The following is a 23,127-nucleotide window of genomic DNA, read 5'->3' as shown; positions in this document are numbered from 1 at the left end:
GGACAATTGGGCTTCCTGGGTACTCACTGGACGAGTCCCCACCGGGGCGCCAGGAATTCCATTGCCGAAGGAAGCTCCTGCACGGCCACGGCCCACGAATGGCCCGCTCCGGAAACTGGAGCATGCCTGATATCGAACCCGGAAGTAGTGGCGGCTGCCGCCAGCTCGGCGGCGTAGCGGACGAATTCGCCGTCCGCGGCCCCGACGGCGAAGAAGCCTGCATGGCCGTCGTAGCGCCGCTGTTTCATCAGGTTCAACGGCGTGAGGGCGTCGAAGGCGGCAGAGTCCCCGCCAAATGCGGTCTGGATGGTCCGCTGGCGATCAGGGCCAAGCGAAGGCTCCCGCTCTCCAGAGAAGGCGATGAAGGAAGGGTAGATTTCCGGATGCAGCGTGGTCATCTGAACGGCACAAGTTGCACCGAAGGAGAACCCGCCGACCGCCCACTTCCTTGGGTCGGCGGAAACCTCGAGCGTCGAGTTGATCCAGCGCGGAACGTCGATCGCGAGGTAGGTGTCGGCACGCCCGATCCGGCTATCCATGCACATGGTGTTTGCGGTATCCGACCCGTTTGGATCGACCACGACGACGACGGGCGCCACGCCTCCGTGCCGGGCGGCGAAGGAATTCATTGCCTGTTCAAGCAGGCCTCCGGTCAGCCAATCGGCGGGACGTCCGGGCTGGCCGGCAAACAGGACGAGCACGGGAAGTTGGCTGCGATCAGCGGCTTGATATGCCGGTGGCAGGTAGAGGAAAGCGTCCTGGGCCTTGAAGCCGGATTCGATTCCGGGAATCGATGCCCTGCGGACTATTCCCCCGTCAGGCAGTGAGACGGGCAGGGTCCGGGAAAAACCCCTTTTGAGCCCTTCCTCAAGCTGGGGGATCCGTCCCACATTGTGGCCCAAGAGATCAGCCGCCGTGTGATTGAGCCCGAAGTAGCTGTTGATCTGCAGGGCGGCGAGGAGCAGCACGGCGACGAACGAGACCCCTGCGGCGCTCCTGCCGCGCCACGACGAACGAGGAAGCCGAAAAAGGAAGAGGGCCAGTGCGGAGAAGGCAACCGTCGACCAAGCGAGGACGTCGAAGGGGAGATCCTCCGGGAATACGGTCAGGACGTTGACGAGCAGCCAATGGATGACCGAGACAACTCCACTTGCCACGACAAGCGACACAACTATGGAAAGCAACCAGCGCCGGTCTCGTCGCAGGAGCAGGAGGAATGCGCTCCCCGCAATTCCAGTGCCAAGGATGGTCCAATAGAACGGACCATCAACAAGGCTTAGGTTGTACAGGAATTCCACTGTCCTCAGCGCCAGGTGCCGACGCCCACCACAGGGCCGGCCTCCAGCCAGGACGACAACCCGGCGTAGGCATCAAATCTCATTGCCAGCATGAACGATTGGCCTTCATGCTGGAGTTCGACTACCACGACGTCGGGCTGAAGCCTCGTCCGTTCTTCCTCCGTGGGCTTCCGACGGCCCAAGAGCTCCAAGGAGCTGCGGCGGAAGCTGTGTTTCGGACGGAAGCTAAGCGAGAGCAGGCGAAACCACTCGAGCTCCGAGTCCTGATAACGACAAACCCCCATCCGCCAGCTGTTTCCAGCCGTGCAAATGGAGGCGTCGACTGTGCCCAGGGCGCGCCGCAAATTGAAGCGGCGCACCCCGACGAGGCACAGTGTAAAAATCAGCAACGCAAACGCCGTTGCCAAGGCGATGAACGGAATAGCAGAATCGTCCATCAAGGTCTTGCTATCGGATCCCCGCAGTAGCTGAATCGCCCAGCTGGGCGTTGTCAGCGACGATCACCACGCGGTTGTTGTCGACGGAGAAGAATCCGCCGTCCACAACTACTGCAAGGCGGTCTCCGGTAACCGGCTCGATGGCCAGCTCGCCCGCGGCCAGAATGGCGAGGAGCGGCGAGTGGCCCGGCAGGATCCCGATTTCACCATCGCTGGTGCGGGCCTTGACCATCTTGGCCGCACCGGACCACACAAAGTGGTCCGCTGCGACAATCTCAACCTCGAGCTCAGCCATACTACTTGGTCTGTTCCTGGATCTTGGCCCACTGGCGCTCGACGTCATCCAGGCCGCCGACGTTGAAGAACGCCTGCTCTGCGATATGGTCCAGCTCGCCGTCGCAAATCGCCGTGAAGCCTTCCACGGTGTCCTTGATGGACACGGTGGAGCCCTCGACGCCGGTGAACTGCTTGGCGGTGTAGGTGTTCTGGGACAGGAACTGCTGGATGCGGCGTGCACGCGACACGACGATCTTGTCTTCTTCGGACAGTTCGTCAACGCCGAGGATGGCGATGATGTCCTGGAGTTCCTTGTTCTTCTGCAGGATCTGCTTCACACGGACAGCCGTGTTGTAGTGGTCCTTGCCGATGTACTGCGGGTCCAGGATTCGGGACGTCGACGTCAGCGGGTCAACGGCCGGGTACAGACCACGAGAGGCGATTTCACGGGAAAGTTCCGTGGTCGCGTCGAGGTGTGCGAAGGTCGTTGCCGGAGCCGGGTCGGTGTAGTCATCAGCAGGCACGTAGATGGCCTGCATCGACGTGATCGAGTGGCCCTTGGTCGAGGTGATGCGCTCCTGAAGGAGGCCCATCTCGTCGGCGAGGTTCGGCTGGTAACCAACTGCGGACGGCATGCGGCCGAGCAGGGTGGAGACCTCGGAACCGGCCTGGGTGAAGCGGAAAATGTTGTCGATGAAGAGCAACACGTCCTGGTTCTGCACATCGCGGAAGTACTCCGCCATAGTGAGCGCAGACAGGGCGACCCTCAAGCGCGTTCCCGGCGGTTCGTCCATCTGGCCGAATACAAGGGCGGTGTCCTTGAGGACGCCCGCCTCTTCCATTTCAACCCAGAGGTCGTTGCCTTCACGAGTACGCTCGCCGACACCGGCGAACACCGAGGTACCACCGAAGTTGCGGGCGACACGAGTGATCATTTCCTGGATCAGAACAGTCTTGCCGACACCGGCGCCACCGAACAGACCGATCTTTCCACCCTTGATGTACGGGGTGAGAAGGTCGATGACCTTGATGCCGGTCTCGAGCATCTCCGTGGAGCCCTCGAGGGACGCGAAGGCCGGAGCCTTGCGGTGGATCGGCCAGTAAGCGTCCGCGTTGATCTCGGACTCGTCAACGTCCAGCGGCTTGCCGAGAACGTTGAAGATGTGGCCCTTGACGCCGTCGCCGACAGGCACGGAGATCGGGGCGCCGGTGTCCTGCACGGAGGTGCCGCGGACGAGTCCGTCGGTGGCCTGCAGGGAGATAGCGCGGACGAGGTTGTCACCCAGGTGCTGGGAGGTCTCGAACGTGATGGTCTTGGTCTCACCGTTGAGGGTTACCTCGGTGGTAAGCGCATGGTAGATCGACGGGATTGCGTCAGCCGGGAATTCGACGTCGACAACCGGGCCAATGACACGGGCAATGCGGCCGGTTGCGCCGGCCGTTGCAGCTGCGTGCTCGGTAGCGGTGGCAGTCATCTCTCTCACTTCACTCAGTAGATGGCGTGGGGTTAAGTTTATCTATTTGGTGCAGGTGTAGCTTGCGCCGAACCATGCACCGGCAACTACGCGCTCAGGGCGTCGGCGCCGGCCACGATTTCGGAAAGCTCCTGCGTGATCTCAGCCTGGCGGGCCGTGTTGCGCAGACGCGTGTACTTCTTGATCAGTTCGGTCGCGTTGTCGCCTGCCGACTTCATGGCGCGCTGGCGGGCGGCGAGCTCGGAAGCTGCTGCCTGCAGCATTGCTGCGAAGATGCGGGACTCGATGTAACGCGGAAGCAGTGCGTCAAGCACCTGCTCCGATTCCGGTTCGAACTCGTACAGCGGCAAAAGCTCGGACTCAGTGACCGCTTGCTCTTCAACTTCGAGAGGCAGCAGACGGACAACTGTGGGCTCCTGCGTCACCATCGACTTGAAGCGGGTGTAAACAACGTGGATTTCATCCACGCCACCCTCAGCGAAGTCGTTGGCGAACTCTTCGAGAAGAGCGGCGCCGACTTCCTTGGCAGTCTCGAATTCCGGTGCGTCCGTTCCGCCGGTCCACACGCGGGAGTACGAACGGCTGCGGAAGTCGAAGTATGCCTGGGCCTTGCGGCCAACCAGGTAGGTCTTGACTTCCTTGCCCTCTGCCCGGAGAAGCTCGTTGAGACCTTCGGCCTTCTTGAGCACGCTTGCGGAGTAAGAACCAGCCAGGCCACGGTCCGAGGTGATAACCAGGACTGCGGCACGGCGGATCTGCTCGGGCTCGGTGACTAGCGGGTGATCGATTTCGCTCTGGCTTGCGACAGCAGAAACAGCACGGGTAATCGCGTTTGCGTAGGGCGTCGAAGCTGCAACGCGGGCGCGGGCCTTACCGATGCGCGAGGTAGCGATCAGTTCCATCGCCTTGAAGATCTTGCGCATCGACGTCGTCGAGCTGATCTTCTGGCGGTAGACCCGGATCTGGGCTCCCATACATTTCCTTTCCTAAGATCCCGATGGATCAGCGGCTAAGGCTTTGGCGAAGGCCCCGGGCCTGCGGATTCCGCAGGCCCGGGAACCAATGCTCTAGCGCTTCTGCTTGACGATCTTTTCCTGGTCGACTTCGCCGCCGGAAATCGCTTCGTGCTCTTCGTGGCCGGCACCAACCAAGCGGTTGTCGCCTTCTCCGAAGAAGCCCTTCTTGAAGTCGATGATCGAGGACTTCAGCGCTTCAGCGGTGTCGTCGTCCAGGACGTTGGTCTGCGCCAGCGTGGTCAGGATGGAGGACTTGTGCTTGAGGTGCTCCAGGAACTCGGACTCGAAACGGCTGACATCCTCAACCGGAACATCGTCCAAGTAGCCCTTCGTACCGGCCCAGATGGATACAACCTGGTCCTCGACCGGGAACGGCGAGTACTGGCCCTGCTTGAGCAGTTCCATCAGGCGGGCGCCACGGGTCAGCTGCTGGCGTGAAGCCGCGTCGAGGTCGGACGCGAACATCGCGAACGCCTGCATGTCGCGGTACTGCGCCAGGTCCAGCTTCAAGGTACCGGAGACCTTCTTCATGGACTTGACCTGTGCCGCACCACCAACACGGGACACGGACACACCGACGTCAACAGCGGGGCGCTGGTTGGCGTTGAAGAGGTCCGACTGCAGGAAGATCTGGCCGTCGGTGATGGAGATGACGTTGGTCGGGATGTAAGCCGAAACGTCGTTCGCCTTGGTTTCGACGATCGGAAGACCGGTCATCGAGCCTGCGCCCAGCTCGTCGGAGAGCTTGGCACAACGCTCCAGCAGGCGGGAGTGCAAGTAGAAAACGTCACCCGGGTACGCTTCGCGTCCCGGCGGACGGCGGAGCAGCAGCGACACTGCGCGGTAGGCTTCGGCCTGCTTCGACAGATCATCGAAGATCACCAGTACGTGCTTGCCGCCGTACATCCAGTGCTGGCCGATGGCCGAGCCGGCGTACGGAGCCAAGTACTTGAAGCCGGCGGGGTCGGATGCCGGGGAAGCCACGATGGTGGTGTATTCCAGCGCGCCGTGGTCTTCCAGGGTCTGGCGGACAGCGGCAATGGTGGAAGCCTTCTGGCCGACACCGACGTAAACGCAGCGCACCTGCTTGGTGACATCGCCCGAAGCCCAGTTGGCCTTCTGGTTGATGATGGTGTCCACGGCGATGGCAGTCTTGCCGGTCTGGCGGTCACCGATGATCAGCTGGCGCTGGCCGCGGCCGATCGGAATCATGGCGTCGATAGCCTTGAGACCGGTCTGCATGGGCTCGTGGACCGACTTACGCTGGGTAACGCCCGGAGCCTGGAGTTCCAGTGCACGGGTGGTCTCGGCTTTGATCTCGCCGAGGTCGTCGATCGGCATGCCCAGTGGGTCGACTACGCGGCCCAGGAAGGCGTCGCCTACCGGGACGGACAGGATTTCACCGGTGCGGTGGACTTCCTGGCCTTCTTCGATGCCGGTGAAGTCACCGAGGATGATGACGCCGATTTCGCGGACGTCGAGGTTCTGGGCCAAGCCCAGGGTGCCGTCTTCGAAGCGAAGCAGCTCGTTCGCCATGACCGAGGGAAGGCCCTCAACACGGGCGATGCCGTCACTTGCGGCGGTCACGCGGCCGACCTCTACGCGCTCTGCGTTTCCGGGTTCGTAGGACGCCGCGAACTCGTTCAACGCATTACGGACGTCGTCGGCGTTGATGGTCAATTCGGCCATCTGCAGTCCCTGCTCTCCTGTTTTCGTGATCATCGTTGCTCACGATGACCGGTGTTTGTATCAGTTAAGTTGTGCTTTTCTGGCTAGCCAGCGAGTTGCCGGCGGAGCTCGGACAGGCGGGCTACGACGGAAGCATCAAGTACTTCGTCTCCCACCTGGACCCGGATTCCACCGATCAGCGTCGGATCAACGCTGATGTTGACCTTCAGCTCGCGGCCGTAGAGGGCATCAAGCCCGGCCTGCAGACGGCTGGCCTGCGCATCCGTCAACGGACGGGTAACGCGGACAGTTGCGATCCAGCGCTGCTGGCGCTTGGCTGCAAGCTTGGCGAAATTGTCGATGAGCTTGCTCGGCTTGACGCCGCGCGGCTGCGACACGGCCTGGCCGATGAGGAGCTGGGCTTCCGGGCTTGCACCAGGAAGCAGCTTCTCCGCCAGACTGATCTTGGCCGCAGCACTTGCCTGCGACTCTCCCAGAGCACGTTGTACCTCGTGGCTGGAAGCAACGGTCTGGTTGAAAGCAAACAGATCGTTTTCCAGCTCTTCCAGCCCCGTGATTCCGGAGGCAGAAACGGCCGACTTGTTTTCAGCCACGGCAATGACCACCGTGGCGGCAAGAGTCTCGAGTGCATCGCCGATATCGCGTGCCGATGCCCAGCGCAAGCTGGCCAATCCACTCGCGATTTCCGCAGCATCAGCGGAGACTTTTCCGCCAACCAGCTGCTTGACCAGCGCCGACTTTTCTTCTCCGCTGCGGGAGGGGTCAGTCAGGGCGCGGCGCAAGCCAGCCGAGCTGTCCACCGTTCCCAGGATTCCGAAGAGGTCCTTAGCCAACTGCAGCGAGGCCGTCGGAAGCGTGGCTTCCAACTGCTCCAGCGCCTTGGTCAGCGATTCGCTCGATACACCTGCCATTACTTAGCTGCACCTGCGCTCTGGGTCTCCAGATCTGCGAGGAAGCGGTCCACCACGCGGGCGGCACGCTCGTCATCGCTGAGCGATTCGCCAACGATGCGCTCTGCCAATGTCGTGGCCAGGGTACCCACCTCGGAACGCAGGGAGACAACAGCTGCCTGGCGCTCTGATTCGATCTGGGCGTACGCCTGCTCGGTGATGCGAGCCGACTCGGCTGCTGCCTTGGTCTTCAGCTCCGCAAGGATCTGGGCACCTTCGGCTCGAGCTTCTTCGCGGATGCGGTTGGCTTCGGCGCGGGCATCGTGGAGCTGCTGCTTGTACTCTTCGAGAGCTGCAGAAGCTTCTGCCTGGGCCTTTTCAGCCTTGGCAATGCCGCCCTCAATCGCCTCTGCGCGCTCGGCGAAAGTCTTCTCGAACATCGGGACAACAAACTTGACCACGATGTAAAAGAGGACCGCAAAGCCAGCGAGGACGACGCCCATTTCCCAGACGTTGGGAACGAGCGGATTAGCCGACTCGGCGGCACCTTGAGCGGCGGCTGAGATGATCTGCTGATTCATATTTCACCCGTCCTTATCTACTCGGTTCTGAATGTTCGCTTGGTTCTTAGCGGTTTACTTGAGAACGAAAGCGAAGACCAGGCCGAGGATGGCGAGGGCTTCCGTCAGAGCCAGACCAAGGAACGCGATCGGCTGGAGCACGCGCTGGGCTTCCGGCTGACGTGCAACACCGTTGATGTAAGCAGCAAATACGAGACCCACACCGATACCACCGCCGATTGCGGAGAGACCGTAGCCAATGAGGTTAAGGGAGCCGTTGATATCGCCGTTCATTGTTTTCCTTTCAAGATGCCGCAGTCGCGGCAGGTTGTTTGGTTTGCTTCAACCCCCGGAGGGGAAGATTGAGGGGTTGTGCCTAGTGGCTGTCGGCGTGGAGCGCGCCTTCAATGTAGATCGCAGTCAGAAGCGTGAAGACATACGCCTGCAGCACCATGATCAGGGCTTCGAGCATGTACATGGCGACTGCGCCAACGAGCACCAGCACGGACGCGCCCTTGAGAAGGACGTTTTCCTGCATGACGAGGAACTCAATGCCGGAGCCGGCGATCATCACGATGAGGTGACCTGCCATCATGGTGGCGAAGAGACGAAGGCTGTGGGTGACCGGCCGGACCATGAAGTTGGAGATGATCTCGATCGGCACGACGATCGGCAGGATGTACCACGGAACACCGGAAGGAACAGTGGCCAGCTTGAAGTACTTCAGGCCGTTCTTCTTGATGCCGATGCCGATCCAGGTGACGTACACAACTGCGGCCAGCACATAGGCCCCGCCGACGTGCGAGAAGCTCGGAAGCTGGATCACGGGAATGGCGCCGTAGATGTTGTTCACCAGGATGAAGAAGAACAGCGAGAACAGAAGGGGCACGAACTTCATGAAGTCGCGTCCGCCGATAATGTCCTTGGCGATGCTGTTGCGGACGAAGCCGTAGGCCATCTCGCCCGCGAACTGCAGCTTGCCGGGAACCAGCTGCTGCTTGCGCGCAGCAAGGATGAAGAATGTAGCGATAAGGACGACCGACAGGATCACCAGCAACATCTGCTTGGAGAAGCCATCGCTCGCACCCCACGGCAGGATAGCCGGCAGGTGCATTTGGTCGATTCCGGGAGGAGTGAAGGTCCCTGAATCCTGGGCCGGGAGCGCAAGCGCGATCAACGCGTTTCCTCTCTGCAGTGTCCATCATTGGGCGTTGTTGAGGATCCGGCCGCGTTTCTTGCAGCCATTTCCCGTGTGAAATTATTTGGCATTACTGTCCCCGTCCTGGGACGGACCACTGTCTGCTTTGCTTCCACCGGAAGACGAGCGATGACTTGTGAGGCCGTGCATATGGGAAAGATAGAACCCTCCTGCGGCTCCAAGCAGAGCGCCAAGGAGCACAATCCAGCGAGTCCCCCACAGATTATCCAGACCCCAGCCTATCAAACTCCAGACTATGATTCCGCCAACAATATAGCTGAAGACGGCGATGCCGGCGTTGTATCCGCCGTCGCTTCCGTCGCTCACTTGCTCAGTGGAATCGCCGGGTTTTGGGGCATTGGGCGTAGCGGAGCGTCGCTTGTTCCTAGGAGTGAACATCGTCGCCCCCTTTGCCTGCTGCGGGGTCGTTGTAGATCTGGAGCCGGGCCTTGCTGAAGCCGTAGATCTCGGCGGCTTGCCATGAGACAACCGTGACGACGGCGCCGATCACGAACCAGCGTCCGTGCAGCCATGCGGGGGCTCCCAACACGAACAGCACCACCGCGAAGCCGACGACCTTGACAAAATAGCTGGCAACGAAAAGGCCAACCGCGCCGGAGGGGTTATCCCTGCCGACAAAATGGCCGATCAAGAGGCTGATGGCAAAAAAAGCCATCACGATCGCACCGCCGAATGCGGCAGAAAGCACTCCTACGCCACCGTTCATGACCGCCGCAACAGCCGCCGTCGCAGCGAGAGCCGCCACCGCCGTCGTCGAGCTGAGGAAAAGAAGCCGCAGCCACAGCGAAGAGGTGGAGCGGGGGGCAGCAACGCCGCTCGAGTCGGACTGCTGTCCGCCGGCGTTGGTGGTCATGGGGATGCCAATCGTCGTGGCAAAAATGCCAAAGTCTCAAAAAGGGTGGGTGCGCGGGCGAGTGACTGTCCGCCCTAGAATTCTACATGAGATAGAACTGTGATGTTAACGCCTTCGTCACACACCGTCTACTGGACGGCGCGCCCTTTTCGGACGAAGTATGGCCAGGCTGTTACTCCGGCCATGATCAGCGCGGCCACGATGTCGACCGTGAGGACCATCTGCCACGGGAAAATGGCAAACGCGAGGCCTCCGAACGCCAGAATGCAGGTCCAGACGTACATCATCAGCACCGCCGTGCGGTGGGTGTGGCCGAGCTCGATGAGCTTGTGGTGCAAGTGACCGCGGTCAGCCGACCAGGGCGATTGGCCGCGAGCGGTCCGTCGCAACACCGCCAGTCCTAGGTCCAGCAACGGTAGCGACAGGATGGCGAACGGCAGAAGGATTGGCACGATGGTCGGAATACCATTGGCGCGGTCGTACAGTCCTGAACTGATCTGGCCCGTTGACACCACACCGGCCGAAGCCATCACGAGGCCCAGAAGCATGGCGCCGGAATCGCCCATGAAGATTTTGGCCGGGAACCAGTTATGCGGCAGGAATCCGATGCAACAACCCACGATGATCGCCATCAGCAGCGCCGCCAGATCCGAGCGGTCCGTGAGCGTTGCATTGCGGTGGACCCAATACGCCGTCAGGAAGAACGCAACCCCGCCGATTGCGGCGACGCCGGCCGCCAGGCCATCGAGGCCGTCGATGAAATTGACTGCGTTCATGGTGGTCACGATGAGGAGCGCGGTCAGGACGATCCGCAACGGCTCCGCCTCAATCCGTATGGGTTCCGGAACAAACGGAATCACGGACATCTGCACTCCCCAGACCGCAACGATCGTAGCGGCCGTGCATTGGCCGATCAGTTTGACCCACCAGCGGATGTCCATCACGTCATCGGCGACACCCACCGCCACGATCACAAGGGCACCTGCCAGGATTCCCCACGGCGCACCGTTCCCGTGGAATATGTCCTTCACGAAGAACGAATTGCTGGCTACCACGAGGGCCACGGCAAAGCCTGCGAAGAGTCCCAGGCCACCGAGTCGGGAAATCGGCACCGAGTGCATATCCCGGCTGCGGATGGGGGCGAAAAGCCGAAGTTTGTTGCCCATCTGGCGGGCTACCCACGTAGCGAGGTACGACACGACGGCAGCCGTGAGCATCATGAGCGAATACATGATCACGTGGCGGCTCCTGTTGGCGGTGGCGGTGGATTCTGTCCCTGGCGACTAGCTGCCGGCACAACACCTGCAACACCTCTGCGCACCGCCGAATATTGCTGTACTACAGTTGGACTCTGTCAAGATACTAGCGGCTACGGCGGCTTTGCTCCGTTTCACGCGCCCCTAGGGCGAGCCGGGAGGACCCTCCCCGCAACTGCCCGGAAGGAACCCTACATGCCAGTCTCCGTTGCCGTTGCGGCTGTGACCTTTGACCGCCCCGGAGAGCTAGCAGTCCTGCTCGACGCCATCAACAAGCAGTCCATGCCCGTGGACACGATTTGCCTCGTGGACAGCGGAACCGTTCCTTCGCGGGAGCTTGCGTCAAGCCATCCAAAGGTGGATTACGTCCGCTCGGAGGCGAACCTGGGCGGCGCGGGCGGCTTCGCCCTTGCGATCCTCAAGGCGGTGGCCAGCGGTGCCGAATGGGTCTGGATCATGGACGATGACGCCGAACCCGGCGATCCCGCCTGTCTCGAAACCCTGGTTCGCGAAGCGGAGGCCCGTGGACTTGATGCAGTCGTTCCGCTTGTCGTCGCCCCCGGCCACCCGGACAAGCTTTCCTTCTTCTTCCGGATTGACGGCAAGGTGACCCACGAGCGCGCCGAAGTCGAGAAGGCGGGGTTCCTGCCCGACGTCGGGCACTTCTTCAACGGTGCGCTCATCCGTTCCAGCGTCTTCTTCAAAGTCGGAGTGCCGGATATCCGGCTGTTCATCCGGGGCGATGAGGTGGACTTCATGATCCGCCTCAGGAAAGCCGGGATACGCTTCGGTACGGTCGCGACGGCGTGGATCACCCACCCGCACGCGTTCTCCGAAACAAAGCACGTCTTCGGCGCGCGCTGGCACGTGATCGTGCCGGATTCTGCCTTCAAGCGCTACTTCTACTACCGCAACCGAGGCTACTTGATCCGCCGCTACCGCCGCGGCAAGTCGATGGTAGCCGACGTCGGCGGCTACTTGGGCTACTTCCTCCCCCGCGGTGACTTCCGCGGGCTCGCCGAATGGTTCAGGGCATTCTCCGCCGGTTTGCGGGAAAAGGGCTTCGGCCCGCTGGAGGACCAGAAGTTCTAACGGCCCACCGGGCGCTGCGTCCTGTTCCTGCGGGAAAGCCGACGGCGGACCAGCAGGCCGAGGAGCACCCACGGCTCGCCGAAGACCCGGTAAGCGACGCGTCCCGGATGCAGGACGAGCCGCCAGGCCCACTCGAGCCCGAGACGGCCCAGCCAGCGTGGAGCGAGCTTCTGGAGGCCCGCCAGCTGCTCGATGGCGCCGCCGACCGTGCAGTAGACCGCAGGCGGAAGCTCGTCCAAACGGCGGTGCAAGACCGATTCCTGCAATGGCATTCCAAGGCCAAGAAGCACGAGCTGCGGACGGAATTCCGCGAGCCAGGCGACGGCGGCCTCTTCGCTGGCATCGTTCCAATTCTCACCAGGCCGCCCGGAGACCTCGGCGCCGGGCACGATTTTGCGGAGGCGCTCCACCGTCTTGCTGTTGGCCTCGGGGCCGGCGCCCACGACGGCGATCCGGCGTAGCCCCTCGACTCCGCCGAGGGCCGGTACCCAGTCAGTGGATCCCAAACGGTATTCCATCAACCCCGCGCCATCGTCTCTTGAGCCTGTGCGGCGACCTAGTCCCCAGAGCATGGCGACAGGCGCACCATCCATGAGCACCACATCGCTGCGCTCATAGAGGCGGCGGAAATCCGGGCTCGAATGGAACAGCGTGACACTGTGCAGATTGTGTCCAAGGACTACCTTGGTGGTGCCGTCCGAAACGTACCCGCTGATGGCCTCGATAAGTTCGTCGGCGCATAGTGCGGTGACGTCTACGTCCAGAAGGGGAACACGATCCCGAACCAGGCTCATTCGGCCCTGGTCTCCGTGTGGACAACAGTCCCAGCTTGTTCCCCCGGGGCCGTTTCGGTCTCAGTCGCCGGTTCGGTTTCAGGGGCGGTTTCAGACGCCGCTGCAGTTTCCGGCGCGGCTTCAGCCGCCGGTTCAGTTTCAGGCGTGGTTTCTCCAAGGGCCAGCACTCCGGGAACTATCTCGCGGAGGCGTTCCAGGGAAATGGCACCATCGCGGACCACACGGAGCGGCAGAGTGGTTGCGTCGACAATCGTGGACGCCACGGACTCGGTTCCCTCGACAGGCCGGAAGCCGCCCTCAAGGTATACCTCGACCGATTCAGCGAGCTGGGTCCTCGCCTCGGAGGCTGTCTGCGCTGCCGGCTGACCGGTGCGGTTTGCCGAGGACACCGCCAGCGGACCGGTGCGGTTGAGCAGTTCGAGCGCAATTTCGTCGTCAGGCATGCGCAGGGCGACGGTTCCGCGGGTCTCCCCCAGGTCCCAATCCAGGGACGGCTGGGCGTGGAAGATCAGCGTCAGGCCGCCGGGCCAGAAGGCTTCTGCCAGTTTGCGGGCTTCTTCCGATACGTCGGTCGCCAGCCCGTCCAGCGCGTTGAGCCGCGGGATCAGCACCGGGGGCGGCATATGGCGGCCACGGCCTTTCGAGACCAGCAGCATGGTCACGGCTTGCGGCGAGAAGGCGTCGGCGGCAATGCCGTAGACGGTGTCCGTCGGCATGACGACACACTTTTTCTCGCTGATGGCGCGCTGCGCATGCTCCAGGCCTTCGGCGCGTTGTTCCTCTGACGTGCAGTTGTAGCTTGTGGTCACAGCGCTATTCTTTCATTCCCGCGAGGCGTCGATTGCCAATACTGCGCTCGTGGCACGTTCCTTGCCGTTGAGATCGAGGTGGGTGGTGACCTGCGTCCAGCAGCCGGCGGCCTTTAGATGCGCGGAAATCCACCGTGCCTGTACCTCCGCATGCTCCATCACGAAGAAGCCACCGCTCTTGAGGAGCCGCGCAGCCGAGGCGGCAGCCGCCGTCGGAAGATCCATTCCGTCCGCTCCCCCGCCGTAAAGCGCTTCCGGCGGATCGTGCAGTGCCACTTCAGGTTCGTTCGGAATTGCTTCAGCCGGGATGTAGGGCGGATTGGAAACGACGACGTCGAAAGTTCCGTCGTGTTCGGGCAAGGCATTCCTGAGGTCGCCTTGAACGAGCTTCACCCCGAGGGGCTTCAGGTTCTTCGCGGCCCAGGCATGGGCGAACGTGCTGAATTCGACGGCGTGGACCTCGGCCCCGGGCACTTCGTGGGCGATCGAGGCTGCGATGGCGCCGGAGCCGGTGCCAAGATCAACCACTTTGGGGTGCCCGAGTCCCTGGAGGTGGTCGATGACGAGCTGGACGACGGATTCCGTTTCCGGCCGCGGAATGAACACGCCCGGGCCCACGGCGAGCGTGAGGTAGCGGAAGTGCGCGACGCCGGTGATGTGCTGGAGTGGAACGCGCTGGGCGCGCTCGGCCACCAAGTCCGCGTAGCCTTCCGGGGCGGCGGAATCGCCAAGCAGCATGGCGCGCAAGCGGCCGAGGCCGACACCCAGGAGATGTTCGGCGAGGAGTTCCGCGTCCACGCGCGGAGTGGGGACTCCGGCGTCGGACAGGATGGTTGTTGCCTCGCGGACGGCGTCCGCGAGGCTTTGGCCCGGAAAGAGCGTCATGAAGTTCCTTGCAGTCTGTTACTCGCCCAGGGCATCCAGGCGCGACTGTTCATCCATCTCGATGGCCGATTGGATGACCGGTTCCAGGTCACCATTCATGACGGCGTCGAGATTGTACGCCTTGTAGCCGGTACGGTGGTCGGCAATCCGGTTTTCCGGGAAGTTATACGTACGGATGCGCTCCGAACGGTCCATGGTGCGGATCTGCGACTTGCGCTGGGCCGAGTTCTCGGCGTCGATCTGCTCCTGCTGGTGGGCGAGGATACGGGCACGGAGGACGCGCATGCCGGCTTCGCGGTTCTGGAGCTGGGACTTTTCGTTCTGCATGGCCACCACGATCCCCGTAGGCAAGTGGGTGATGCGGACTGCCGAGTCCGTGGTGTTGACGGACTGGCCGCCGGGACCCGAGGACCTGTAGACGTCGATCTTGAGGTCGTTCTGGTTGATTTCGAGTTCTTCGGGCTCATCCACTTCGGGGAGCACGAGGACGCCGGCCGCGGAAGTGTGGATGCGGCCTTGCGACTCGGTGACAGGGACACGCTGGACGCGGTGCACGCCGCCTTCGAACTTCAAGCGTGCGTAGACGCCCTCAGCGGGATCGTTCGAGTTGCCCTTGACGGCCATCTGGACGTCCTTGTAGCCGCCCAGATCCGATTCGGTGGCCGAGATGAGTTCGGTCTTCCAGCCGCGGGACTCCGCGTAACGCATGTACATGCGCAGCAGGTCTCCGGCGAAGAGCGCAGCTTCGTCGCCGCCCTCGCCGCCTTTGACCTCAAGAATGACGTTGCGGGCGTCGTCGGGATCGCGAGGGATCAGCAATCGCCGCAATTTCTCCTGCGCGGCCGGAAGCTTCGCCTCGATTTCGTCTACCTCGGCGGCAAATTCGGCGTCCTCGGAAGCCATTTCCTTGGCTGCTTCGAGATCGTCCATGAGCCCGCGCCAACGGTTGTACGCCTCAACGATGCCCTGCAGCTGGGCAGAGCGCCGCCCCAACTTGCGGGCCAAAGCCTGGTCGGCATAAACGGCAGGATCACTCAACTGCGCCTGGATAGCAGCATGCTCATCAAGCAATCCCTGTACGGACTCAAACATTTCAAAACCTCTTTCGACTTCTACAAGTCTAATAACTGCAACGCGGGGTCACTTACGGCCCATCCGGGCCTCCGGCATGGGCCGTAAGTGACCCCGCAACGCAACGGGAAGGGGCGGGAGCGGAACATCCGCGCGGAATCAACCGCACGAACGAACCAGCACCCGCCCCTAAAACAGCTATTTGTCGTTATCCGACTTGGCTCCAAGAGTCGTCTTCTGAACCTGCATGAGGAACTCGACGTTGCTCCCGGTCTCCCGGATCTTGTTGGTCAAGAGTTCAAGGCTCTGCTGGGTCTCGAGTCCGGACAGGACGCGGCGCAGCTTCCACATGATCTTGACTTCTTCAGCCGAAAGCAGGTTCTCTTCGCGACGGGTACCCGAAGCGTTGACGTCCACGGCCGGGAAGATGCGCTTGTCCGCCAGCTGGCGGGACAGACGGAGCTCCATGTTGCCCGTGCCCTTGAACTCTTCGAAGATGACTTCGTCCATCTTGGAACCGGTCTCGACGAGCGCGGTAGCCAGGATTGTGAGCGAGCCGCCGTTTTCGATGTTGCGCGCAGCACCGAAGAAGCGCTTCGGCGGGTAGAGCGCAGCGGAATCGACACCACCGGACAGGATACGGCCGGAGGCCGGTGCTGCCAGGTTGTAGGCGCGGCCCAGTCGGGTCATGGAATCCAGGAGGACCACCACGTCCATACCCATTTCCACGAGGCGCTTGGCGCGTTCGATGGAAAGCTCGGCAACCGTGGTGTGGTCATCGGCGGGACGGTCGAAGGTAGAGGCAATGACCTCACCCTTGACGGTGCGCTGCATGTCCGTGACTTCTTCGGGACGTTCGTCCACCAGCACCATCATGAGGTGGACCTCAGGGTTGTTGGTGGTGATCGCGTTCGCGATGGACTGCAGGATGAGCGTCTTGCCGGCCTTGGGCGGGGAGACGATCAGGCCGCGCTGGCCCTTGCCGATCGGGGCCACGAGGTCGATGACGCGCGGGCCGATCTTCTTGGGATCCGTTTCGAGGCGCAGGCGCTCGGACGGGTACAGCGGGACGAGCTTGGCGAATTCAACGCGGTCCTTGAGCTCTTCGGGCAATTTGCCGTTGACCGACGTGACGCGGACGAGCGCGTTGAACTTCTGGCGCGCAGTCTGCTGGCTGCGGTCCTCGCCGTCACGCGGGGCGCGGATTGCGCCGACGACGGCGTCACCCTTGCGCAGGTTGTACTTCTTGACCTGGGCGAGGGACACGTACACGTCGTTGGCACCCGGCAGGTAACCGGAAGTGCGGATGAACGCGTAGTTCTCGAGGACATCCAGGATGCCGGCAACCGGCAGCAGGACGTCGTCCTCGGTGACCTCGACGTCGTCGACGTCCGGGCCCTGTCCGCGGCCGCGGCGGCGTTCGTTGCGGTCGCGGAAGCGGTCGCTGCGGGTGTTTCCGTCGCGGTTGTCACGGTTGTCTTGCGGACCCGGACGATCGTTGCGGTCGCGGCGGTTGCGACGATTGCGGCGGTTGCCGGTGTCATCGCCGTCGTTCGTGTCTTCGCGACGTGTACGTGTGTTGTCACGGCGTTCGCGCTGGCCGGGTTCGCCGGCTTCGACCGAAGCCTGCTCGCCCTGGCGCGGCTGCGCCTGACGCTGCTCCGGCTGGCGCTGTTCGGCCTGGCGCTGTTCCGTCTGACGCTGCTCGGGCTGGCGCTGCTCGGGCTGACGCTGCTCGGCCTGGCGCTGTTCCGTCTGACGCTGCTCGGGCTGACGCTGTTCGGCCTGGGGCTGCTCGGCAGCGCGGGTCTCACCGGCTTCACCGGCCTCCGCAGGAGCGGCCTCGCCACGACGACGGTTCCGCGTACGCGGCTGACGGCGTTCGCCGGCGGCCTCGCTTGCTTCGGCGACGGGAGCGGCAGGAGCCTCGACGGCGGGAGCCTCCGCGGTTTCCGCGGCGGCAGGAGCGGCAACAACACCATCGCTAGTGGCGCGACGGCTTCGGCCACGGCCACGTGCCCGGGTGCCGTCTTGCGCAGGAGCTTCGGTGGATACTGCGGCAGGTGCGGCAGAGGTCTCAGCTTCCGGGGCTGCAGGCGCGGCTTTTGCCGCCACGGCCTTGGCCGCGGTGGGAGCCTTGCTGGTGGTTGCACCGGCACGGTGGGCCGAAATAGCCGAGACCAAGTCCCCCTTGCGCATCCGGGATCCGCCCGAAATGCCCAGCTGACTGGCGAGAGCCTGGAGCTGCGCGAGCTTGAGGCCTGCAAGGCCGCTGCTCTTAGCGGTTGCGGCCGTTGATTCAGCTGCAGAAGATGTTGTGTCCACAGCTGAAGCCAGCTCAGTGGTTTCTGTCACGAAGGATCCTTCCCCCTCGACGGCGTCCAGACCTAGAGCTGGACGCGATGATTTGTTCTGGACTGCAGTTCAGATCTGCAGCCGTGATTTCGGTCTTGCCGGTTTAGTTTCAGCAGGGCCGGATACTAATACGTCTTCGATGCTCCGGCGGGCGGGGCGCGGGCTGACGGTTCGGGTAACAGAAAGGGTTCTGTGGCACCTGCGACAGGCCGATAAGGAGACGACACCGGCAGACTTCGACACAGTAGGAGACGGGAACGGCATTTAGCCGGGATCCAATGTCAGGGAACTGCCCGCGGTTCTACCGCCGGTGCAAGTCCACTCTAGCACCTTCAACGTCCACTGCCAGTGTCATCACGCGCCAAGCAACGTCCGGAGTGTTGTCCGCGGTGAACGAGTTAATCAATTCGGCAATCGCCCCGGCTTCGTCCGCGCCGTTGGCCAATGTCAGAACCGTGGGCCCCGCTCCTGAAACGACAGCTGCATGGCCCGCCGAGCGCAATGCCGTGATCAGCGCCGCGCTTGGCCGCATTGCCTCTGCACGGTAGCTCTGGTGCAGGTAGTCCTCGGTTCCGGGAAGCAGGAAACGGGGGTCTGCCGTCAACGCGTGGATCAGGAGGGCCGCGCGTCCTGAGTTCATCGCTGCTGCGTGGTGGCCGATGGAAGCAGGCAGCAACCCTCTGGCGGTTTCGGTTGACAGTTCGTAGTCAGGCACGGCCACGATGGGAATGACGGACCGGACCACTTCTGCACGGGTGCTGCTGTACTGCTCGCTGTCCTGCCATGACAAGGCCAGTCCGCCGAAAATCGCGGGTGCGACGTTGTCCGGGTGCCCTTCCATCTCGCTCGTGAGCTGCAGGACCCACCCGCGGTCACGCTGGGCGGATTCGGGCACCAAGGCGTTGGCTGCGGTAACAGCGGCAACTACTGCAGACGCCGACGAGCCAAGTCCGCGGCCGTGCGGGTTGACGTTGTCCGCGGTGATCTTGAGACCGCTGTGCCGGAAACCGAGTCGTTCCAAGGCGGTGTTGAGGGCCCGCACGACCAGGTGGCTGGCATCGCGAGGGAGAGTGTCGGCTCCCTCACCGGAGAGCTCGAACTCGAGCTCTCCGGTGGTGAGTGTTTCGACAGTCAGGGTGTCGTAGATCGACAATGCCAGGCCGAGGCTGTCATAGCCGGGGCCCAGGTTTGCGCTGGTACCCGGGACCCTGACGGTCAGCTGCTGGCCTGCCGCGACAAGCTTGAGACCAGTCGCGGTGGGCTGCGTGGTTTCCACTCTTAGTTTTCTTCCAGTCCCAGTTCGGATGCCACGGTCACGACGTCGTTCGGCACCTTGACCGGCTGGACCTCGCTGCCGTCCTCCGTGCGGAGAGCCCACTGCGGGTCTTTGAGTCCGTGTCCGGTGACGGTGATGACGATCGTCTTGCCGGTGGGAACCTCGCCTGCGGCGTGCTTCTTGATGAGGCCGGCTACGCCTGCCGCGGAACCGGGTTCGACGAAGACGCCTTCCTTGGCGGAGAGCCAGCGGTGGGCATCGAGGATTTGCTCGTCGGTCACGGCGTCGATGAAGCCGCCGGATTCATCGCGTGCCGCGATGGCCGTGTCCCAGGATGCCGGGTTTCCGATGCGGATGGCCGTGGCGATCGTGTCCGGTTCGGTGATGGGATGGCCTGCCACGAACGGTGCCGCGCCTGCTGCCTGGAATCCCCACATGGCCGGCGTCTTGGTGGAGACGGCCGGAAGGGTGCCGGCAGTTGCGGACTCGAAGGGCGCGGAGTACTCCTTGTAACCCTTCCAGTACGCGCTGATGTTGCCCGCGTTGCCCACCGGGAGGACGTGGATGTCCGGAGCGTCTCCGAGGGCGTCGACGATTTCGAAGGCGCCGGTCTTCTGGCCTTGGATGCGCGCCGGGTTGACGGAGTTCACGAGGAACACCGGGTAGGACTCGCCGAGCTTGCGGGCGATGTCCAGGCAGTTGTCGAAGTTGCCGTCCACCTGCAGGAGCGTGGCGCCGTGCGCGATCGCCTGGCTGAGCTTGCCCATGGAGATCTTGCCTTCGGGGACCAAAACGGCACACTTCAGCCCGGCGGCCGTGGCGTAGGCTGCGGCCGAGGCCGAGGTGTTGCCCGTGGAGGCGCAGACAACGGCTTTGGCGCCTGCTTCGACAGCCGCCGTCATGGCCATCGTCATGCCGCGGTCCTTGAAGGAACCGGTGGGGTTCATGCCCTCCACCTTCAGGTACACAGTGGACCCGGTGAGTTCGGAGAGCTTCTGTGCGTGAACGAGGGGAGTTCCGCCCTCGCCGAGGGTAATGACCTTCGTGGCTTCCGTTACAGGCAAACGATCAGCGTATTCGCGGATTACTCCGCGCCATTGGTGAGCCACTTAGACCCCTTCTACCCGCAGGACGGATGTCACAGAATTGATGACGTCCAGGCCCTTGACGGCCTCGACGGTTGCCGCGAGTGCGGCTTCGGATGCGCGGTGGGTGACAATCTTCAGCTCGGCCGACTCAACCTTCGAGGCGGCGTCGCGGTGGATCGTCTGGCGCATGATTTCAATCGATACGCCGTGCTCGGCAAAGATGTGGGTGATCCGGGCCAGCACGCCGGCCTGGTCGGCAACGTCGAGGCCGATGTAGTAACTCGTGGTCGACGCATCGATCGGCAGCGCAGGCACGTAGCCGGTGGTTGTCTCGGTACGACCGGGACCGCCAAGCACCACCCGGCGCGCCGCGGAGACGAGATCGCCCAGGACGGCAGACGCCGTCGGGGTTCCGCCGGCGCCCTGGCCATAGAACATCAGTTCGCCGGCGTTCTCGGCCTCGATGAAGACGGCGTTGAACGCACCGCGAACGGCTGCAAGCGGGTGTTCGCGAGGCAGGAGGGTGGGGTGGACGCGGACTGAAATGCCGCCGTCGCCGTTTGTATTGGTGATCTTCTCGGCGATGGCCAGCAGCTTGATGACGAAGCCTGCTTCCTTCGCGGCTGCAATGTCGGCTGCGCTGACCTTCGTGATGCCTTCGCAGTAGACGTCTTCGAGGGCGAAGCGCGTGTGGAAGGACAACGACGCGAGGATGGCGGCCTTGGCCGCAGCGTCATGGCCTTCGACGTCGGCAGTCGGATCGGCTTCCGCGTATCCGAGCCGTTGGGCCTCGGCCAGCGCGTCAGCGAACTGCGCACCGGTGCTGTCCATCTGGTCGAGGATGAAGTTGGTGGTGCCGTTCACGATGCCCAGGACCCGGGTGATGCGGTCGCCGGAGAGGCTGTCGCGGATGGGGCGAAGGATCGGAATGGCTCCGGCGACGGCGGCCTCATAGGAGAGCTGGACGCCGGCCTTGTCGGCCTCTTCGTAGAGCGTGGGGCCATCCTGTGCCAGGAGCGCCTTGTTGCCGGTCACGACGCAAGCGCCGTTCTGCATGGCGGTCAGGATGAGCGAGCGGGCGGGCTCGATGCCGCCCATGAGTTCGATCACCAGGTCGGCGTCCTTGACCAAGGTGTCGGCGTCGGTGGTGAACAGATCGCGCGGCAATTCGACGTCGCGCTCTGAATCAATGTTTCGCACGGCGATGCCGGACAGCTGCAAGCGTGCGCCAGTGCGGGCAGCAAGGGCGTCGGCGTCGTCCAGGAGAATCCGCGCTACCTGGGCTCCCACGTTGCCACAGCCCAGCAGGGCCACCTTCAGGGTTCGCACTTCAGACATTCGCCACTCCCATGTCGCGGTTCAAGAGATCTTCTTCGGTTTCCCCGCGGACGATCAGCCGGGCGGATCCATTGCGCACAGCGACAACGCCAGGCCTGGCCAGATAGTTGTAGTTGCTTGAGAGGGCCCAGCAGTAAGCGCCGGTTCCCGGTACAGCGAGCAGATCACCGGCTGCCACGTCTTCGGGCAGATATACATCTCTAACAACTATGTCGCCGCTCTCGCAATGTTTGCCCACTACTCGGGACAGTTGCGGGGCGGCGTCCGAGGTCCGGGAGGCGAGAATGGCCGAATAATCCGCGTCGTACAGCACCGGACGGGCGTTGTCGCTCATACCGCCGTCCACCGACACATAGCGGCGCGGGAACGTAACGTTTTCCTTGCCTTCGGCACCGGCAGGCGCGTCCACGCGGACGGTTTTCAGGGTCCCGACCTCGTACAAGGTGAAGGTGCTGGTGCCCACGATTGCGCGGCCCGGTTCGATCGAAATGCGCGGCGAGGTGATGCCCAGCTCAGCGCACTTGGAGCGTACGACGGCGGCCATCGCCTGAGCGATTTCGGCCGGCGGACGGGGGGTGTCCACGGGCGTGTAGGCGATGCCGTAGCCGCCACCCAGGTCCAGTTCCGGCAAGACGATGGAGTACTTCGCTTGCATCGCGGCGAGGAATTCCAACAGCTTCACGGCTGCCAGGGCGAAGCCGTCAGGCTCGAAGATCTGGGAACCGATGTGGCAATGCAGGCCCAGGAGTTCCACATTCGAGTACGAGGTGGCGGCAGCGACGGCTTCCTCGGCGGCCGAGAGGCCTGCTGACTCCGTGGTATCCCCGGCCATGGAAAGACCGAATTTTTGGTCCTCGTGGGCCGTGGCGATGAATTCGTGGGTGTGGGCGTGGACGCCGGGAGTCAGCCGCAGCATGACCTTCGCCGTCTCGCCGCGGCCGGAGGCAATCTTGGCAACCCGCTCAAGCTCATCGAGGCTGTCCACCACGATGCGTCCGAGCTTCATGTCCAGCGCCCGGTTGATCTCGGCATCGGACTTGTTGTTGCCGTGCAGCCCCAAGTTGGCGCCGTCGATGCCGGCGCGGGCCGCGACGGCGAGTTCGCCGCCGGAGCACGTGTCCAGGCGCAGGCCTTCCTCCGCCACCCAGCTGGCCACGGCAGTGCACAAGAAGGACTTTCCGGCGTAGTAGACGTCCACTCCCCCGCAGATGTCCTCAAAGGCTGCATCAAAGGCATCCTTGAAGGAGCGGGCGCGGGCACGGAAATCGCCCTCGCTCATGACGAACAGCGGGGTTCCGAACTGCGCCTTGAGCTCACTGACGGGAACGCCGTCAATGGTGAGTTCGCCGTCGTTGTTCCGCCGGACGCCTTCGGCCCACATCGGCGAGTGAAGCGCGTTCACGTCCTCCGGCATTGTGAGCCATTCGGGGGCAAGGGGCGAGGCTGCGGC

23 protein-coding genes are annotated in these 23,127 nt (G+C 63.1%); 1 reads left to right on the top strand and 22 read right to left on the bottom strand.

Features of this window, described 5'->3' with window-relative positions; genetic code table 11:
* Positions 1-23 precede the first annotated feature (23 nt).
* The 13 genes from ACSVHC_RS18590 to ACSVHC_RS18530 all read right to left on the bottom strand — a co-directional run bounded on the left by ACSVHC_RS18590 (position 24) and on the right by ACSVHC_RS18530 (position 10,951).
* Complete coding sequence (locus ACSVHC_RS18590; RefSeq protein ID WP_439181196.1) at positions 24-1,157, bottom strand: alpha/beta hydrolase; 1,134 nt, start codon at positions 1,155-1,157, stop codon at positions 24-26.
* A 146-nt stretch (positions 1,158-1,303) separates the two neighbouring features.
* The gene (locus ACSVHC_RS18585) at positions 1,304-1,735 is read right to left on the bottom strand and encodes a DUF2550 domain-containing protein (RefSeq protein WP_437770756.1); all 432 of its coding nucleotides are present in this window, start codon (positions 1,733-1,735) and stop codon (positions 1,304-1,306) included.
* A gap of 10 nt (positions 1,736-1,745) precedes the next feature.
* The gene (locus ACSVHC_RS18580) at positions 1,746-2,030 is read right to left on the bottom strand and encodes a F0F1 ATP synthase subunit epsilon (protein WP_059387616.1); all 285 of its coding nucleotides are present in this window, start codon (positions 2,028-2,030) and stop codon (positions 1,746-1,748) included.
* Between the two features lies 1 nt (position 2,031).
* On the bottom strand, positions 2,032-3,486 hold the full coding sequence (atpD, locus tag ACSVHC_RS18575; protein WP_284984685.1) for a F0F1 ATP synthase subunit beta: 1,455 nt from the start codon (positions 3,484-3,486) through the stop codon (positions 2,032-2,034).
* 86 nt (positions 3,487-3,572) lie between these two features.
* Complete coding sequence (locus ACSVHC_RS18570; protein ID WP_236811718.1) at positions 3,573-4,460, bottom strand: F0F1 ATP synthase subunit gamma; 888 nt, start codon at positions 4,458-4,460, stop codon at positions 3,573-3,575.
* 93 nt (positions 4,461-4,553) lie between these two features.
* On the bottom strand, positions 4,554-6,191 hold the full coding sequence (gene atpA / locus ACSVHC_RS18565; protein ID WP_234748626.1) for a F0F1 ATP synthase subunit alpha: 1,638 nt from the start codon (positions 6,189-6,191) through the stop codon (positions 4,554-4,556).
* Between the two features lie 83 nt (positions 6,192-6,274).
* Positions 6,275-7,102, bottom strand: coding sequence for a F0F1 ATP synthase subunit delta (locus tag ACSVHC_RS18560; protein WP_234747860.1), 828 nt, complete (start codon positions 7,100-7,102; stop codon positions 6,275-6,277).
* Positions 7,102-7,662, bottom strand: a complete 561-nt coding sequence (locus tag ACSVHC_RS18555) for a F0F1 ATP synthase subunit B (protein ID WP_236811722.1) — start codon at positions 7,660-7,662, stop codon at positions 7,102-7,104. Before ACSVHC_RS18555 ends, ACSVHC_RS18560 begins: the two co-directional genes overlap by 1 nt.
* 54 nt (positions 7,663-7,716) lie before the next feature.
* Positions 7,717-7,935, bottom strand: coding sequence for an ATP synthase F0 subunit C (gene atpE, locus ACSVHC_RS18550; RefSeq protein ID WP_028264751.1), 219 nt, complete (start codon positions 7,933-7,935; stop codon positions 7,717-7,719).
* Between the two features lie 82 nt (positions 7,936-8,017).
* Complete coding sequence (atpB, locus tag ACSVHC_RS18545) at positions 8,018-8,818, bottom strand: F0F1 ATP synthase subunit A (RefSeq protein ID WP_236811724.1); 801 nt, start codon at positions 8,816-8,818, stop codon at positions 8,018-8,020.
* Between the two features lie 81 nt (positions 8,819-8,899).
* A complete protein-coding gene (locus ACSVHC_RS18540) occupies positions 8,900-9,238 on the bottom strand; it encodes a hypothetical protein (protein WP_345452836.1) in 339 nt (112 codons plus the stop codon).
* On the bottom strand, positions 9,225-9,713 hold the full coding sequence (locus tag ACSVHC_RS18535) for a hypothetical protein (RefSeq protein ID WP_437770757.1): 489 nt from the start codon (positions 9,711-9,713) through the stop codon (positions 9,225-9,227). The genes ACSVHC_RS18540 and ACSVHC_RS18535 overlap by 14 nt, the downstream gene beginning before the upstream one ends.
* Positions 9,714-9,841: 128 nt before the next feature.
* Positions 9,842-10,951: an MraY family glycosyltransferase gene (locus ACSVHC_RS18530; protein WP_437770758.1), complete on the bottom strand. Its 1,110-nt coding sequence runs from the start codon at positions 10,949-10,951 to the stop codon at positions 9,842-9,844.
* Positions 10,952-11,164: 213 nt separating this feature from the next.
* Here ACSVHC_RS18530 and ACSVHC_RS18525 point away from each other — a divergent pair, with 213 nt between their 5' ends.
* On the top strand, positions 11,165-12,061 hold the full coding sequence (locus tag ACSVHC_RS18525) for a glycosyltransferase (protein ID WP_437770759.1): 897 nt from the start codon (positions 11,165-11,167) through the stop codon (positions 12,059-12,061).
* On the opposite strand, the gene ACSVHC_RS18520 is transcribed toward ACSVHC_RS18525, so the two are convergent.
* The 9 genes from ACSVHC_RS18520 to lysA all read right to left on the bottom strand — a co-directional run bounded on the left by ACSVHC_RS18520 (position 12,058) and on the right by lysA (position 23,091).
* The gene (locus tag ACSVHC_RS18520) at positions 12,058-12,855 is read right to left on the bottom strand and encodes a WecB/TagA/CpsF family glycosyltransferase (RefSeq protein ID WP_437770760.1); all 798 of its coding nucleotides are present in this window, start codon (positions 12,853-12,855) and stop codon (positions 12,058-12,060) included. The two genes, ACSVHC_RS18525 and ACSVHC_RS18520, sit on opposite strands and share 4 nt — an antisense overlap.
* Complete coding sequence (locus ACSVHC_RS18515) at positions 12,852-13,664, bottom strand: L-threonylcarbamoyladenylate synthase (protein WP_437770761.1); 813 nt, start codon at positions 13,662-13,664, stop codon at positions 12,852-12,854. The genes ACSVHC_RS18520 and ACSVHC_RS18515 overlap by 4 nt, the downstream gene beginning before the upstream one ends.
* Before the next feature lie 12 nt (positions 13,665-13,676).
* A complete protein-coding gene (prmC, locus tag ACSVHC_RS18510) occupies positions 13,677-14,549 on the bottom strand; it encodes a peptide chain release factor N(5)-glutamine methyltransferase (protein ID WP_437770762.1) in 873 nt (290 codons plus the stop codon).
* Positions 14,550-14,567: 18 nt separating this feature from the next.
* On the bottom strand, positions 14,568-15,641 hold the full coding sequence (prfA, locus tag ACSVHC_RS18505; RefSeq protein ID WP_028264759.1) for a peptide chain release factor 1: 1,074 nt from the start codon (positions 15,639-15,641) through the stop codon (positions 14,568-14,570).
* Positions 15,642-15,818: 177 nt separating this feature from the next.
* Complete coding sequence (gene rho / locus ACSVHC_RS18500; protein ID WP_437770763.1) at positions 15,819-17,975, bottom strand: transcription termination factor Rho; 2,157 nt, start codon at positions 17,973-17,975, stop codon at positions 15,819-15,821.
* A gap of 301 nt (positions 17,976-18,276) precedes the next feature.
* Positions 18,277-19,251, bottom strand: coding sequence for a homoserine kinase (thrB, locus tag ACSVHC_RS18495; RefSeq protein WP_437770764.1), 975 nt, complete (start codon positions 19,249-19,251; stop codon positions 18,277-18,279).
* A 2-nt stretch (positions 19,252-19,253) separates the two neighbouring features.
* Positions 19,254-20,360, bottom strand: coding sequence for a threonine synthase (thrC, locus tag ACSVHC_RS18490; protein ID WP_345452819.1), 1,107 nt, complete (start codon positions 20,358-20,360; stop codon positions 19,254-19,256).
* A complete protein-coding gene (locus tag ACSVHC_RS18485; protein ID WP_437770765.1) occupies positions 20,361-21,677 on the bottom strand; it encodes a homoserine dehydrogenase in 1,317 nt (438 codons plus the stop codon).
* Positions 21,670-23,091 carry a diaminopimelate decarboxylase gene (gene lysA, locus ACSVHC_RS18480; RefSeq protein ID WP_437774060.1) on the bottom strand — a complete coding sequence of 474 codons (1,422 nt, stop codon included), beginning with the start codon at positions 23,089-23,091 and terminating at the stop codon, positions 21,670-21,672. Before lysA ends, ACSVHC_RS18485 begins: the two co-directional genes overlap by 8 nt.
* Positions 23,092-23,127 lie beyond the last annotated feature (36 nt).

Source organism: Arthrobacter sp. KNU-44, assembly GCF_051843155.1.
In the GTDB taxonomy this organism is placed as follows: Bacteria; Actinomycetota; Actinomycetes; order Actinomycetales; family Micrococcaceae; genus Arthrobacter.
Note: the sequence above shows the minus strand (reverse complement) of the source record. Positions and strands in the feature narration are given on the sequence as shown.